At 62.9% G+C, this 14,568-nt stretch carries 11 protein-coding genes and 1 riboswitch; of the genes, 4 read left to right on the top strand and 7 right to left on the bottom strand.

Going from position 1 to position 14,568, the window contains the following annotated elements:
• The first annotated feature begins 111 nt into the window (after window positions 1-111).
• Complete coding sequence (gene murJ / locus E8L03_RS09380; RefSeq protein ID WP_171267197.1) at window positions 112-1,704, top strand: murein biosynthesis integral membrane protein MurJ; 1,593 nt, start codon at window positions 112-114, stop codon at window positions 1,702-1,704.
• Window positions 1,705-1,990: 286 nt separating this feature from the next.
• Here murJ and E8L03_RS09375 read toward each other — a convergent pair whose 3' ends face one another.
• The 6 genes from E8L03_RS09375 to E8L03_RS09350 form a co-directional block, all read right to left on the bottom strand.
• Window positions 1,991-3,235 carry an EAL and HDOD domain-containing protein gene (locus E8L03_RS09375; protein WP_144233485.1) on the bottom strand — a complete coding sequence of 415 codons (1,245 nt, stop codon included), beginning with the start codon at window positions 3,233-3,235 and terminating at the stop codon, window positions 1,991-1,993.
• 158 nt (window positions 3,236-3,393) lie between these two features.
• Window positions 3,394-3,468, bottom strand: a riboswitch (cyclic di-GMP riboswitch).
• A 143-nt stretch (window positions 3,469-3,611) separates the two neighbouring features.
• Window positions 3,612-5,018 (bottom strand): glutamate--tRNA ligase, encoded by a 1,407-nt coding sequence (gene gltX, locus E8L03_RS09370; RefSeq protein WP_171267196.1) that lies wholly within the window; start codon window positions 5,016-5,018, stop codon window positions 3,612-3,614.
• Window positions 5,019-5,086: 68 nt separating this feature from the next.
• On the bottom strand, window positions 5,087-5,308 hold the full coding sequence (locus E8L03_RS09365) for a NifU family protein (RefSeq protein ID WP_144233487.1): 222 nt from the start codon (window positions 5,306-5,308) through the stop codon (window positions 5,087-5,089).
• Between the two features lie 147 nt (window positions 5,309-5,455).
• Window positions 5,456-6,568 (bottom strand): glycosyltransferase, encoded by a 1,113-nt coding sequence (locus tag E8L03_RS09360; protein WP_171267195.1) that lies wholly within the window; start codon window positions 6,566-6,568, stop codon window positions 5,456-5,458.
• Between the two features lie 4 nt (window positions 6,569-6,572).
• Complete coding sequence (locus E8L03_RS09355; protein ID WP_144233489.1) at window positions 6,573-7,487, bottom strand: DUF2156 domain-containing protein; 915 nt, start codon at window positions 7,485-7,487, stop codon at window positions 6,573-6,575.
• A 2-nt stretch (window positions 7,488-7,489) separates the two neighbouring features.
• Window positions 7,490-8,878, bottom strand: a complete 1,389-nt coding sequence (locus E8L03_RS09350) for an MATE family efflux transporter (protein WP_144233490.1) — start codon at window positions 8,876-8,878, stop codon at window positions 7,490-7,492.
• Between the two features lie 394 nt (window positions 8,879-9,272).
• On the opposite strand from E8L03_RS09350, the gene E8L03_RS09345 reads away from it, so the two are divergent.
• Both E8L03_RS09345 and E8L03_RS09340 read left to right on the top strand, forming a co-directional pair.
• A complete protein-coding gene (locus E8L03_RS09345) occupies window positions 9,273-9,569 on the top strand; it encodes a hypothetical protein (RefSeq protein WP_144233491.1) in 297 nt (98 codons plus the stop codon).
• 54 nt (window positions 9,570-9,623) lie between these two features.
• Entirely contained in the window at window positions 9,624-10,055 is a 432-nt protein-coding gene (locus tag E8L03_RS09340; protein ID WP_144233492.1) for an amphi-Trp domain-containing protein, read from the top strand.
• Window positions 10,056-10,149: 94 nt separating this feature from the next.
• Here the strand turns inward: E8L03_RS09340 and E8L03_RS09335 are convergent, their stop codons facing one another.
• The gene (locus E8L03_RS09335; protein WP_171267194.1) at window positions 10,150-12,462 is read right to left on the bottom strand and encodes a cysteine synthase; all 2,313 of its coding nucleotides are present in this window, start codon (window positions 12,460-12,462) and stop codon (window positions 10,150-10,152) included.
• Window positions 12,463-12,605: 143 nt separating this feature from the next.
• Between E8L03_RS09335 and E8L03_RS09330 the strand changes: the two genes are divergently transcribed.
• The gene (locus E8L03_RS09330; RefSeq protein ID WP_171267193.1) at window positions 12,606-14,393 is read left to right on the top strand and encodes a motility associated factor glycosyltransferase family protein; all 1,788 of its coding nucleotides are present in this window, start codon (window positions 12,606-12,608) and stop codon (window positions 14,391-14,393) included.
• The last annotated feature ends 175 nt before the right edge of the window (window positions 14,394-14,568 follow it).

Here is a 14,568-nt window from a genome sequence, read left to right as displayed (position 1 = left end):
TTACTATACCGCAGTTACGAGAAAGGTGGAAGACATAGGCGGGAAATTCTGTGCCGGATCAAAAATTTTTCCGACTTTACGCACCGGGCAGGGACGGTTAGGGAATTGCCCATGATAGCCGGACGCTCCCACTCTCTGGGGCTGGCCTCCATCATCATGGCCAGCTCCATCCTGCTCTCCAGGCTCATGGGCCTTGTGCGGGACAAGGTCATTGCCTACCACTTCGGCGCCACGCTGGAGTCGGACATCTATTTCGCGGCGTTCGTCGTGCCGGACTTCATCAACTATCTGCTTGCCGGCGGCTACTTCGCGATCACCCTCATCCCGCTGCTCTCCGAGCGCTTCACCCTGGACGAGCTGGACGGCTGGCGATTCTTCTCGGCCGCGCTCACCTGGATCACCATGGCCATCGTGCTGCTCACGCTGATTGGCGAGATCATCGCGCCACAGCTTGCCATGGTCGTGGCCCCGGGCTTTTCTGCCGAGGCGCAGATCCGTCTGGCCCACTTCCTGCGCATCATCCTGCCGGCCCAGGTCTTTTTCCTCATGGGATCGTGCTTCACCGCGCTTCTGTACCTGCGCAAGCAGTTCCTTGTGCCGGCGCTGACCCCGCTGGTCTACAACGGCGGCATCATTCTGGGCGGGTTGGTCATGCTGAACCACGGCATGGAGGGCTTCTGCTGGGGCGTGGTGGCCGGCTCCCTGGTGGGCAACCTGCTGCTGCCCATGCTGGCTGCGGCCAGCCGGAGCAAGAGTGAGCCGGGCGCGCCCGGCGGATTCCGCTTCCGGCCGCATTTCTACCACCCGGCGCTGAAGACCTTTGTGCTGCTGGCGCTGCCGTTGATGATCGGCCAGTCCGTGGTGGTGCTGGACGAGCAGCTGTTGCGCATTTTCGGCTCGCTGGCCGAGCATGGAGCCGTGAGTTGGCTGAATTACGCGCGGCGGATCATGCTGGTGCCCGTGGGCGTGGTGGCCCAGGCCGCGGGCGTGGCCTCGTACCCCTTCCTGGCCGGGCTGGCCGCCAAGGGCGCGGACCGCGAGTTCTCCGAAACACTGGCTACGGCGCTGCGCAACACCGCGGCGGTCATCGTGCCCATCTCTTTGTGGATGCTGCTCGTAGCGCCGGAGACCGTGGGGCTTATCTTCATGCAGGGCCGGTTCGGGGCCTCGGACCTGGCTGTCACCTCCATCTGCCTGCGGATCATGCTGCTGGGCGTGTTCCTGTGGGGCGTGCAGCAGGTGCTGGGACGGGCGTTCTACGCGCGCAAGGACACGCTGCGGCCGTCGCTGGCCGGCACCGGAGCCACACTGGTGGCGCTGCCGTTCTACTGGGTGCTGGGGTCGGCGTTCGGCGCGATTGGTCTTGCCGCGGCAAGCCTCACCTCGGTGGGCCTGTACACCGCGGCCATGACCATCATCTGGCGCAGGCGGCAGGGACCGGAGGCCTTCACCGGCCTGGTCCGCACACTGGGCGTCTCGGCCGGGGCGGCCGTGCTCAGCCTCGTTCCCTCGGGGCTGGTGCGCTATGGTGTGGAGCTGCTGTCGCTGCCGTACCACCTGATGGCGCTGTGCGGGCTGTGCGCCAGCGGACTGGTCTTCGTGGCCGCGTACATGGTGCTGACGCAGCGCATGGCGCCGGACGTGGCCGCGCCGTTCGTCAAGATGGTCTCGCGGACGCGCATTCTCGGGCGCTCTCAAAAGTAGCTTATTTTACAAGCGAAAGATGGAGATAAAGAGTCTCCATTGCGGCGGGGCTGTTCCTGACGGCAGCCACGGTGCGTTGTTGTGCGTGGGTGGTTGATTCAGAGAGTGTTCCGGTGTGATTCGTCGCAGGCCCCCAAAATAGGCAAAGGCCCCAGGGAGGGGCCGGTGCCTGTCGCCCGATGTGCGGGCGGCGGGGGAAGGGGGGGAATGGTGGGAACGCCGTGGTGGCCGGCGTATAGGGTATAGATGGTGGAGCCCTACCGAAGCAGGGCTCCGTTGGAGGGCACTAACTGTTTATGTCGAAGAAGGAGTTCGTGAGCACGTGCGAGTCGTAGTAGCTGCCGGTGACGGCCGGGCCTTCCAGGCCGAGCACAGCGATGGCGCGGTCCACGATCTCCCAGTTCGCTTCCTCGATAGCTTGGGCGAGAACGTTCCAGCCAGCCAGGGACGTATCCTTGCCGGTCAGGGCGTTCTTCACGTCCGGGTCGATGGGAAGGTTCTTGACGATCTTCTCCATGGGCATATCCAGAATGGGCTCCATGAGCGAGAAGAGGCCGAGCAGGAAAAGCTTGTCCTGTATCTCGGGCGAGTAGTTGTTGCGCATGGCCGCCAGCTCGAAGAACTTGGCCCGCTGCGCCGCGAGGCGGACGAGCTCAAGCGTCTTGGTGGGCGGGGTGAGGTCCGTAAGCACGGCCACGCGGAGCCAGTTCTTGATCTGGTCCCAGCCCAGCAGCACTACGGCGTGCTGGATAGACGTGATCTCCACCGGGAAGCTGAAGGCCGCCGAGTTGAGGAAGAGCAGCAGGCGGTAGCTGATGGAGGCGTCCATGGCGATGGCTTGGGACAGCTTGGAGAAGTCGGGGTGGCCGGAGATGATCTCGAACAGCTTGAGGCGGGTGGCCTCGCTGGAGGAGAGCTGGCGCTCTGTCTTGAACTCCGGCTTGCGAAAGAAGCTGCCCTGGAAGAGCTTGAAGCCGAGGGCCTTGGCCAGCTTGAGCAGCTCCGGCGAAGAGACGCCCGTGGCCACGAGCACGACCTTGTCGGCCGGGGCGCGGTTCATCAAATCAAGGATGATCTGCGGCCGCTTGCGGCGGATGTCTATCTTGATGATGTCGGCGCGTTCCACCAAGGGCTCGGAACCGGACTTGCCCTGGAAATCGGTGATGGCGATCAGATAGTCGTCGCTGCGAAGCTGGTCGATGGAATCCAGCAGCTCCTTGTCGGGCGCGCTCGATTCCTCGATCTCCACCACGGTGTGGCTGGCCGGCAGGGCGCTTGGCGCCTTGGAGATGATGGAGCGTTCAGAGAATGAGAGCAGGAGCTTCTGGGAGCCGACGTCGCCGCGCAGCTTGAGCGCATAGGCGTTGGCCGCGAGGTTCTTGAGCGCATTGCCCTTGCCGCCATTGCCGGTGAAAGGGCTGTCGCGGTAGGTGAGCTCGTAGCCCCAGACTCTGGGATTCTTGGTGAATATGGGCTGCTTGGCGAAGAAGAGATGCTCTTCCTTCCAATTGGCTTCTCTGTCGTACGTCATTTCTTGATCCTCCGTAAATCCAGACTCACGCCGGTAGAGCCCGGGGACAGGAACAACATCCAGGGACTTCACGAGCGCGCAGCAGAGCGCAATGTAGCCAAACGGAAAAAGGAGGAAAGCCTAGGAATACGACACGTGCTTTGGGAAGGTCATCCTTCAAAGGCAACCCGGCTGCCTCGAGGAGGCCCGTGGCTTTCCGTCCCCACCTCGCGGTGGGTTTGGCTTTTACGTGAAGCTTAAGAGGAGTGTATGCTTCGCATAGGAAAAGTCAAGAGAACATTTCTTCCTTTATACACAACATTTACAATGGCGCATGAGCGGCTTTTAAAAATGTGCGCAAACGCACATTGTGGTCGCTTTCGCACGACTCTCACGCTTAAAGCGAGAGAGCCGTGTCGATGCGATTCAGTGACTTATCTTTGCCCAGGATGGCCAGCGTCTCAAAAAGGCCAGGGCTGCGGGTGCGGCCGGTTACAGCAACACGAATAGGCTGGGCAATATGCTTGAAGCTAAGTTCATTGCGATCCATGTATGAATTCAAAGTATTTTCCAATGAAGATTCGTCAAAGGCTTCAAGCCCGGCCAGGAGCTCGCGAATCTCGGCCAGACGCGCCTTGGCCTCGTCCGTCAGCACCTTGCGCACGGCTTTCTCCTCGTACTCCACATCGGTGTCGTCGATAAGGAACACGGCGGCTTCGTCGGCCATCTCGGCCATGGTCTTGGCGCGGGGCTGGTACTGCGGCACGATTTTTTCCAGAACGGCGCGGTCGCAGTCCGTGATGCCGCGGGCGGCGAACTGCTCGGCCAGCAGGTCGGCAAGACGGGGGACAGGGGACTCCTTGATGTAGTGGCTGTTGAGCCAGAGCAGCTTCTCGGGGTCGAAGGCGGCCGCCGAGGTGGAGAGGCCGGACGCTTCGAACATGGCCACGAGCTCGTCGCGGCTGAAGATTTCCTGGTCGCCGTGGCTCCAGCCAAGACGCGCCAGGTAGTTGACCAGCGCCTCGGGCAGAATGCCCTCATTCCGGTACTCCAGGATGTTCTTGGCGCCGTGGCGCTTGGAGAGCTTCTTCTTGTCCGGGCCGTGGATGAGCGGCACGTGGGCAAAGGCCGGCACGTCGAAGCCCAGCGCCTCGTACAGGTGGATCTGGCGCAACGTGTTGTTGACATGGTCCTCGCCGCGCAGCACGTGGGTCACACCCATGTCGTGGTCGTCCACCACAACGGCCAGGTTGTAGGTGGGCGAACCGTCCGTGCGCCGCAGGATCATGTCGTCGAGCTCGGCGTTGTCCACGGCGATGGTGCCCTTGACCAGGTCGGTGTAGGCGATCTTACCGGTGAGAGGCGTCTTGAAGCGCACCACGCGATTGGGACCAGGGCCCAGGTTTTTTTCCCGGCAGGTCAGGTCATACTTGGGCTTTTTGCCCTCGGCGCGGGCCTTCTCGCGCATGGCCTCCACTTCCTCGGGCGTGCACTCGCACCAGTAGGCCTTGCCCTCTTCGAGCAGCCTGTCGATGCAGCGGTTGTGCGCATCTTCGCGCAGGGACTGGTGCACGGGCTCGTCGTCCCAGGCAATGCCCAACCAGGCCAGCGCCTCCAGGATGGCGGCGGTGATCTCGTTGCTGGAGCGGGCCTTGTCCGTGTCCTCGATGCGCAGGTGGAAACGGCCGCCGGCGTGGCGGGCCATAAGCCAGCTGAACAGTGCGGTGCGCGCGCCGCCGAGGTGGAGATGGCCGGTGGGGCTGGGAGCGAAACGTGTGACAATAGTGGATGTAGTATCGGTCATGGCGTGTATCTATAAGTAAAAAAGGCGGGCGTACGTGCCCGCCTGTATAAGCTGGTTGTGGCGCGGTGTTAGACGGCCTCGACTGCCTTGGCCTCCGGAACTTCCTTGAGTACGATCTTTTCCACACCCTTCTTCAAGGTGATCTGCGACATGGGGCAGCCCTTGCACGCGCCGGTCAGGCGAACTTTCACGATGCCGTCGTCGGTCACGTCCACGAGCTCGATGTCGCCGCCGTCGGCTTGGAGCTGCGGGCGGATTTTTGCCAGGGCTTGTTCAACTTGTTCTCTCATGGTGCATTCCTTATGAAAAGCGTTTTCGGGCCGCGGTAATTTCCGGGAAACGGACCGGCCCCGAACGGCTCTGCCGAGGAGATAGTGCAAGGGCAGTGGACTGTCAAACGGAAGACTTCGGTCACAGCAGGGAATCCCTGCGGTGCCTCACTCTATGAGCTTTTCGTGCGCGCGGCAAACAGCATCTTGGGCCCATGCCTCGATTCCCTTGGCCGTGTCCATTCGGCCGGGTCGGCAGTCCAGAGCGTCCAGGGCGTTGTCAAGAGTCGCGGCCAGGGCCTTGGCTTGTTGCTCCGAATCTGTGTGGAACGGCGCGAGAAAGCCATTAACGCCGTGCCGGATCATGTCCGGAATGCAGCCGGGCATGGCTGCGGAGACTACAGGCGTGCCCAGAGCCAGCGCTTCCTGGGCCACCAGGGGCTGGCCTTCCCGCAGGGAGGCGAGCACCAGCAGGTCCGCGCTCTGTATATATGGATACGGGTTGGACTGGTGGCCGGTGAAGAGCACGCGCTCCGCCACGCCCAACGCCTTGGCGCGTTCCCGGAGTGATTGCATCGCGTTCTCGTCCCCGCCGCCCACGATCATGAGCGAAGCGCGCCGCTGCATCCTCGCTAAAGCCTCCAGCACCACATCCACCCGCTTGACCGGCGCGAGCCGGCCCGCAAACACCAGCCGCGGCAAGGGTGGCAGCGCATCCTTATCCAAAGCATCATTCAAGGCGCGTGCGCGCACAGCATCTATGTCCACCGGGTTGGGGACGACCGCGACCTTGTCCTGCGGCACGCCGAACTGGCCGGTCAGCTCCGCCGCGGCGGCGTCGCACAACGCCAGCACGGCATGGGCCTTTGGGTAGAGCCGCCGGATCATCGCGCCGAACACCCGGGGCAGCGGGCTGTCCGCGCAGGTTCGCGAGGGCATGCTCTCCTCCCGCGCCACGATGCGCACTCCCCGCGGCAGAAACGGCCGGAGCAGCAGTAGTGCAAGATTCACATGCATCTGGAAGGAGATGATGGCCGCGGGACGGCGTTTGCGCGCCAGGCGTACGAACCGCGGCAAGGCGGCAAGGACGCGGCCTGCGTCCAGGTTGTGGCGGGTGATGCGCTCCGGAATCTCCTGGTCCAGCGGCCCGGCCGCGGCCAGCGTGACCACCTCCGGCTCGAAGCGCTCGGGGTCCAGCCCGGCGGCGAGGCGCACGAGCACCCGCTCCGACCCGCCCGGCGCCAGGCTGGGGATGACCAGGAAAACCCGCGTGGCAGCCAAGAGCTTATTCCGGAGCTACGGTTACCTTGTACTTCTTGAGGAATCCCGATGGATTGTAGGAAAGCTTCGCCTTGCGCAGGCCAGGGTCGCTGAGATCCTGCTCACGGTTCACGATGTCGCAGTCGGCGGCCTCGTTGGCCAGGAACATCTGGTTGATGGCCTGGTACACGCCCTCGAACTCCGTGTTGCCCTTCTCGAAATGGACCACCAGGGTGTCCGGCGTGATGGCCTCGGCCACGGTATAGGCCACCATGTTGCCGTCTACGGTGATGTACCCGCCCCGCATGCACGGCAGCTCCTCCCAGCTCTTGAGCACCCGCGCGATGGCGGCGTTTTCCATGAGCAGGGCCTCGGAGTCCCGGAACTCCCGCCACTCGATCCACTCGGCCTGCAGGTCCAGGGCGTACTCCACGCAGTCAGTCGTCATGGAGTGGTAGCGGAAGTCGTACTTGTCCTTGAACTTGTCCAGGAGCGCCTTTTTTTTGGCATAGCGCTTGCCTTCCAGCGTGATGAGCTCGTGGACGTCATAGACGTAGTCCCACTGGTCGCGCGACTCTTCTGCGGAAACGCGGTCGCCCAGGGCGGCTTTCCAGAGGGCGTACAGGGGCTGAGGCACGCGGATGAAGGTGCCGCCGTGGGCGAGCACCGCGCAGTTGGCCCAGTCCACCTCTTCCCAGGGGCCCACAGGAGCCCAGAACACGGGCTCGGGGTTGTTCTGGCGTATCCAAGCGCATTTGTTGGAAAAGGCCCACGTGAGGCCGTACTGCTCGGCCCAACCCCAGAGGTTGATGAAGCTGTAGTCCGACGCCTTCTGGAGACAGCGGGAGAAACGCTCGACGTACATGTCGCGCTGCTCCAGGGCGGGCGTGCAAAACTCGACAGAATGATCGCATATCGATTCTGCAAACAGGGGTGCCATGATTATGTCCGTATGGTTGGGAGCGCCTTCTGCCTGCGCATGGAAAAGCGGCTCCAGGGTTTGAACTGGAAAATGTACAGACCGGCGCCGGCTTGAACGACCTGGGATACGAGCATGGCCATCCAGACCCCGGATGAGTCCTGTAGTATCACATGGCCCATGAAATATGCCAGCGGAAGCCGAATAAACCAGGTGGCTATACCGAATACTGCGAGATTATAGAGGGTTGCCCCGGCGCCGGACATGATGCCCACCAGGATCATGCTCGCGGTGGTGAAGGGAATCGCGAGAATGTTCCAGAACAGATACTCCACCACCTGGGCCCGCACGGCCTCGGACGGCGTGAGCAGGCCGGCGATGGGCGCGGCGTAATGCCAGACCACCACGCCGAACAGGCTGATGGCGCCGCAACCGAAAAGGAGGATCTGCCAGCCCGTGCGCTTGGCCTCGGCCGGGTCGCCCGCTCCCAAAAAATGCCCGACAAGAACCGACGCCGTCATGTTGAAGGCAAAGGCCGGCAGGAAGAGCGCCGACTCCACGCGCATGCCCGCCGTAAGACCGGCCAGGGCGTTGACGTTGTCATACGGCAGGGAGGCCACGATGGCGAAGAGCACGAGATAGCCTGTCTGCCAGAGGATGTGCGTAAGTCCGGCCGGCCAGGCGACCTTGAAGAGGTAGCTCCACGCCGGCTTCATCCAGCGTAGCGGCGGAAACTCCGAGGGCCGCAGGATGCCCTGCTTTGTGAGCACGGCCAGGGTGAACAGCGCGCCCGTGAGATAGGAGAAGAAGGTGGCCCAGGCCAGCCCCTTGTAGCCGTACGCCGGCAACCCCCACATGCCCAGTCCCAGACCCAGGTCGGCCACGGTGTTCACCACGCTGACGATGGTCAGGGAGATGAGCGGGATGTCCACGCGTTTGTAGGCGCGGAACACCGCGTTGCCCACATTGAGGATGTAGTTGGCAGGCACCACCAGCAGGAAGACCGTGAGCATGTAGGCCGATTCCTTGTGGATGTCGGGAGGTGTCTGCAGCACGTTGAGGAATGGCCCGCGGAATGTGGTGCCCACGACGAAGATGAGCAGGCCGCCTGCCAGGGCCAGGGCCAGGGAGAACATGGTGTAGCGCTGCGCCCGGCTGATGAGGCCGGCGCCCAGGGACTGGCTTACCGCTGCGACCACGCCGTTGGAAACGCCGATGGCGATGATGAGGAAGAAAAAGAAGCTCTGGGTGATCAAGCCGAGGGCGGCCTGGACGTCGGTGCCCAGCTTGCCGGCCACCAGCACATCGACGAAGCCCACAAAGAAGTGGGCCACCATCATCAGCGTCTGGGGCCAAGCGAGCCGCCATATTTCGCGGCGCTTGGAGGTAGGGGCGGGTATTTTCAAGGGCATGTCGGTCCGGCCTCGCATCGAGCAAGAGGGGGAATGTGCGACAGCTTTCGGGGTTGGTCAATAGGGGCGGAAGCAGAAGTGTAGGAGCCGAATGTTACAAAAAGCGTACATTATTAGTACAATAGTAAAGTTTTATAGTATGCTAAACCAATATGTTATGAAGTTGTATAGGATGAATCAGCAACAATTTTTTAAAATGTCATTTGACAAAAAAACGGTGTGGTGGTCTATCCTTTTTCAAGGACGGAGAAGGAGCAGCAAAACAGAAGTGCCATGCTCTGATTTTTAATGATTTTAAGATGTTGCATGGACAAAACCAGCGAGTGAAGACAATCCGAACCGGTAACGACACGCAGGAAGCTTTGTACACAATTTGTACGACAAGGGGTTCAAAATGGGAGTGTTCAAGGAAGAGAAAGAGTTCAAACGGGTTATCTTCAATGTCGAGGTTTCCATTGCCGAGCGGCTTGAGCAGGCCAAGGAGCGTTCGCGCACGTTGGGCCGCAAGCTCGATGTGGACACGGCCGTGGACAAGGCCCTGGAGAAGTTCCTGAAGAAGGCTGAAAAGAAGCTGGAAGAGGTCGAAGAGGAACAGGAAAAGAAGCAGGGCAAGAAGTTGAAGCTGGCAGAGGACTGCACCGCGGAGCAGGAACCAGACGCCGGCAGCGATACGGATGGGCCCGCGCAGTAACTGGCGGGACATGGTGCAACCATCAACGAACTCTCAATACATGGAGGAGTAATCATGAGCGACAAAAGCGGTATCAGCGTCAAGGGCAGCATGGACTTCAAGTCCGTCACCAACTTCCTGGAAGATCTGGTCAAGAGCTTCAAGGAGAAGACAGTGGTGGTGCAGCGCGGGGCCGAGTTCGTCACCCTGAAGCCTGCCGAATCCATCGAGCTGGAGCTTGAGGCCGCGGTGAAAAAGGGCAAGCAGAAGCTTACCCTGGAGCTGGAGTGGCGCGAGGAGATTCAGGCCGAAGAGGAGCTGAGCTTCCGCGTGACCTCCACCGAGCCGGAGCCGGCCCCCGTGGTGCTTGGCGATGTTTCCTGCGCCACGGTCTGCGCCGATGGCCCCGAAGCCTCGCAGCAGGCCATGGAGAAGGCTGCCGAAGCTTCGGCCAAGGCTGCGGAGAAGAAGGCGGAAGAGAAGAAGCCCGCCGGCGCCAAGAAGTAACAAGCTCGCATCGAGCATGCGCCGTACGGCGCAACGAGAAAGGGGAGCCCGAATGGACTCCCCTTTTTTGCGTGGATATGTTGATTGACCCGTGTCAGCACTGTGTCGGGAAGAGGCGCGTGCCCTGCGGCGCGTCTTCCACCTCGTAGCCCTTGCTTCGCAGGATGTCGCGCAGCTCGTCGGCCTTGCCGAAGTCCTTGTCCTGACGGGCTTGCTCACGCTCCGCTACCAGGGCGGCCACCTCAGCCGGCCACTTGGTGGCAGGGAGCGGCAGGCTGTTCTCGCCCAGAACACCGAGCACGGCGTCCACATCGAGCAGCGCATTTTCCATGGACGCGGCCTCGGCCGGGTTCATGGCGCCATGTGCGCCGAGCTGGGCCGCGGTCCGGCAGAAAGAGAACAGCTCCGGCCAGAAGCGGTGCAGACTGAGATCGTCCTCCAGGCTCTCGCCGAGCGCTGCTTCCAAAGCCGCGGCGGCCTTGGGTGTATCGGCCAGCGGCTTGGCGCCGTCTGCCGCCAGATGGAGATCGCCGGCAGCGTGCAACACCTTGGCGTGGTTGCGCTTCCACATGGCGAAGCTCTTGTCGGAAAGGGAGAGCGGCTTTCTGTAGGACGTGGACAGATACCACATCCGCACCAGCCTGGCCGGGGCATCGCGCAGGAGATCGGCCAGCTCCGCGCCCCCGATCTCGGAGGTCACATGGTTAGCCACGAGCCATGCGCCGGGCTCCAGGCTGCGGCCAATGGCGAGGATGGCGCGGAAGTTCTCCAGATGCGGGAACACGTGCGCCTCCGAGGCCATGAACCCGGCGATCTCGCCCAGGGTGTCCGCTGCCACGGCGGCGTGCTGCAAGAACCACGAGGGCCGCACGTTGCCCCACTCGGTCTTGACGATGTCGTCGTGCTTGAGGTCCTCCAGGCTGGCCCGCTTGAGCAGGGTGAAGTCCTTGGGGTTGTCCTTGGCGTACTCGGCCAGGTCCACGGTTTTGCCCAGGGATATCTTCTCCAGGTCCATGGAGGTCATGCGGCCGTAGTCTGCGTAGCGCAGCACGTCGAAGTAGACGGAGCGCAGCTTCTCGTAGGCCGCGCCCTTGGCCAGCAGCTTGCGGCAGATGTCCAGGGCGGTTTCCTGGTGGTTGCCGGCCAGATGGAAGGAGACGGCGTCCGACACGCCGAGCCTGGCGGCGAGCTCCTTGACCTGGTCCAGGGCGCGGCCGGCGTGCTCCTTGCGGGAGAGTCCGGCGGCCCGCGCGGCCTTCAGCGCGCTGTCGTCCAGGTCGGCCAGGCTGACCACGGCCTTGGCCTTGCGTCCCTGCCCGTTCAGATAACGCGTCATCAGATCCAGGCTCAGGATGCGCCGCCAGGCGTCCAGATCGCCCAGGCGGTCCAGGGCAGGGCCCATGGTGAAGAAGCCGGCCGTGGGCGCTTCGCCCATGGTTTCCGTGGCCACGATGGTGGACTCGCCGCGGGCAAGGTCGAATACGCGCACGCCGCGCTCCGGCGGCGGGGCGAAGAGCGGAGTGGAGAGGTAGCGCTCGCCGCCGTCCGGGAAAAGCACAACGATGGTGCCGCTGTCCAGCTCTTTGGCCAGGCGCATGGCCCCAGCCATGGCCGCGCCGGAGCTCATGCCCACCAGAAGGCCCTCCTCTCGCGCCAGGCGGCGGCACGCCTCGAAAGACTCCTCGTCGTCCACCGGGCGAATTTCGTCCGGCACGTGGCGATCGAAGATGCCGGGCGGGTAGGAGGCGTGCATGTTCTTGAGGCCCTGGATCTTGTGGCCGGGGCGCGGTTCCAGGGCGATCATCTTGGTGGCCGGGTTCATCTCCTTGAGCCGCTTGGTGATGCCCATGACCGTGCCGGAGGTGCCCAGGGTGGCCACCACGTGGGTCACCTCGCCGCCGGTCTGCTCCCATATTTCCAGGCCGGTGCCGTAGTAGTGCGCGTCGATGGAGGCCCGATTGTTGAATTGGTCCATGAGCACGTACTTGTCCGGCTCCTCGCGGGCCATGCGGTACGCTTCCTCGATGGCGCCGTCCGTGGAGAGGTGGCCGGGGGTGAGCTGGATGGAGGCGCCGTAGGCGAGCAGAATCTGCTTGCGCTCCCTGGAGGCCGTGGAGGCCATGAGCAGGCGCAAGGGGTAGCCCTTGACGGCGCAGACCATGGCGAGGCCGATGCCGGTGTTGCCGGAGGTGGCCTCGATGACGATCTTGCCGGGAACGAGCTCGCCGGACTTCTCGGCCGCCTCGATGAGGGCGAGGCCAACGCGGTCCTTGATCGATCCCCCGGGGTTCTTGCCTTCGAGCTTGGCCAGAATCTTGACGCGGGGGTTGGGATTCATCCGGTTGATGGTGACAAGCGGCGTGTTGCCTATTGCTTGCAAAACATCGGCGTTGATAACGGGAGACATATTTCCATTCCTTTCGGAGGTCAGAATTGACAAGGGTTCAAGCCCTATTGGACTAGTCCAAATCAGCAGTGCTGACAAGGGCGGGAGCGTATATGGTCGGAAAGGTTCCAGGCGTGTGGCAAAGACTTTGCAAAACCGCGCGTATGGAACGCTTACCACACCTCACACGGAATCTGGAGGCCTTGGCCGGTCGCATGACCGCCACCCTGGAGTGGATCAAGTCGCAGATGGTCCAGCCGGAGGCAGTCGCGGAACGTATCGTCAACCATGCCGGACGCTTGGACTGGCGGATGGAGAACGGCGCCACCCTGTTCGCCGCGGCTGCTCCACCCGTGTTCTACAAGGACTGGGGCGCGATGGAGGAGCGCGACGCCAAAGGCCTGACGGTGCTGGTGGGCGTGAACCTTGGCTACGGGCTCAACGAAATTCTGAAGTCCGCGCCGCCTGCGCACACGGTGTTGGTCGTAGAGCCGCGCGCCGAGGTGCTGGTGGCGTGCCTGGGCCAGACCGATTACAGCCCCTTTATCGAGGCCGGCCGCCTGATCATTCTGCCGCCGGACGAGAACGCGATCTACGAGGCGTTGCGCCGGGTGGACGTGCACTTCGTGTTCGGCCGGATCATCTTCCGGGGCGACATGCCCAGCAGGCAGATGGGGCCGGAGTACGACCGCCTGGGTCGCATCATCCGCAACACCTTGGAAAACATGTCCGTGGAGTTCGCCACCCTGCGCAAAAAGCAGGACACCATGGTGGGCAACGAGCTTTCCAACTTCAAGCGCGCCTTCGAGGACGGCTCCGTGGCCCGGCTGCAAGGCGCTGCGGCCGGAGTCTCCGCCGTGATCCTGGGCGCCGGTCCTTCCCTGGAGATGTTCGCGGCGAATATGGCGCAATCGCCAGGACATGCCTGCTACGCCACGGCGTTGCAGACCCTGCCGGCGTTGCAGAAGTACGGGCTGGTCCCCCATTTCTGCATGGCCATCGACTACAGCCGCGGCATGCGCAAGGTCTTCAAGCGGCTGGACCCCGAGTTCGCGAAAGGCATTCCGCTGCTGTACTCCACCAAACTCGACCCCGAGGTGCTGGAAAACTATCCGGGCCCGGCCATTCCTTTCTGGACGCGTGGCGGCCTGGGCACCTACGCTCTGGCGGACCGCGAGCCGGTATTCAATGCCGGCACCAATGTCTCGGTAACGCTGTATCGCCTGCTGGCCTGGATGGGCGTGGGCCGCATCCTTCTGGCGGGCATGGACTTCGCCTGGAAGGGCGATCACAGCCACGCCGGCGGCCACCACAACAACGTCAAGGGAAGCGTGACCCTGGAAAACGCCGATGGCGAGACCCTGCACTCCACGCTTTCCTACACCACGGCACTGCGCGACCTCATTGGCGACATCAGACGCCTGGGGCTGCCCACGGGTTGCCTCTACGGCGGCGGCGCTGTGATCCAGGGTGCGCAGCAGCTCGACTTTTCCAAGGCGGTCATGGAAGGATTTTTCGCCTCGGAGCCCGGCAGCCTGGAACATTTTACGAACGCAGTGGGCGCAGCGCATGCGCCGCAGCAGGCGCCGGTATTCCCCAGCCGGTCGCAGCAGTGGAACACCCGGCTGCGGCAGATGGTCAAGGAGTTCGAAAAGCTCGCCAAAAAGCCGGAGCGCAACGCAGCACAGAGCTTCGAGGGCCTGAAGAGGCTCAACGCCTTTCTGCGCAGCGACCCGGTGTTCCTGCCATACCTGTACAACGAGTTCATGGACGTGGCCGGGCTGACCCTGGAGACGCGGCCGTTCGGACCACAGGAGCTGAGCAAGGTGCGGCAGATCGCCAAGCGCGTGCGCGAGAAGGTGCGGCGCATGGAAGAGGACATGGGCTTCGTGGCTGCAGAGGAGCGCAACGCGCCGCCGTCGCGTCGGGCCGGCAAACGCCGGGCGGCGTAGGCTGCTTCAGGGAGTTCCGTCTAAAAGACGGCGCGACGCCCATCCATATAATAGAGGGGTATGCACTTAACCGGCTTGAACCGGTCAACTCCGCTAACCTCACACAATACACAAGCGCCGAGGGCAATCGCCCTCGGCGCTTTTCGCTTCACAGGAATGGATGCGCCGTGTCCGG

Origin of the sequence: Oceanidesulfovibrio marinus (assembly GCF_013085545.1) — a bacterium.
GTDB classification, from domain to species: Bacteria; Desulfobacterota; Desulfovibrionia; order Desulfovibrionales; family Desulfovibrionaceae; genus Oceanidesulfovibrio; species Oceanidesulfovibrio marinus.
This window is presented reverse-complemented; position numbering and strand designations above follow the sequence as displayed.

Coding starts and splice junctions, on each gene's coding strand:
- murJ (WP_171267197.1), top strand. CDS start 112: ATGATAGCCGGACGCTCCCACTCTCTGGGGCTGGCCTCCATCATCATG.
- E8L03_RS09375 (WP_144233485.1), bottom strand. CDS start 3,235: ATGACGTACGACAGAGAAGCCAATTGGAAGGAAGAGCATCTCTTCTTC.
- gltX (WP_171267196.1), bottom strand. CDS start 5,018: ATGACCGATACTACATCCACTATTGTCACACGTTTCGCTCCCAGCCCC.
- E8L03_RS09365 (WP_144233487.1), bottom strand. CDS start 5,308: ATGAGAGAACAAGTTGAACAAGCCCTGGCAAAAATCCGCCCGCAGCTC.
- E8L03_RS09355 (WP_144233489.1), bottom strand. CDS start 7,487: ATGGCACCCCTGTTTGCAGAATCGATATGCGATCATTCTGTCGAGTTT.
- E8L03_RS09350 (WP_144233490.1), bottom strand. CDS start 8,878: ATGCCCTTGAAAATACCCGCCCCTACCTCCAAGCGCCGCGAAATATGG.
- E8L03_RS09345 (WP_144233491.1), top strand. CDS start 9,273: ATGGGAGTGTTCAAGGAAGAGAAAGAGTTCAAACGGGTTATCTTCAAT.
- E8L03_RS09340 (WP_144233492.1), top strand. CDS start 9,624: ATGAGCGACAAAAGCGGTATCAGCGTCAAGGGCAGCATGGACTTCAAG.
- E8L03_RS09335 (WP_171267194.1), bottom strand. CDS start 12,462: ATGTCTCCCGTTATCAACGCCGATGTTTTGCAAGCAATAGGCAACACG.
- E8L03_RS09330 (WP_171267193.1), top strand. CDS start 12,606: ATGGAACGCTTACCACACCTCACACGGAATCTGGAGGCCTTGGCCGGT.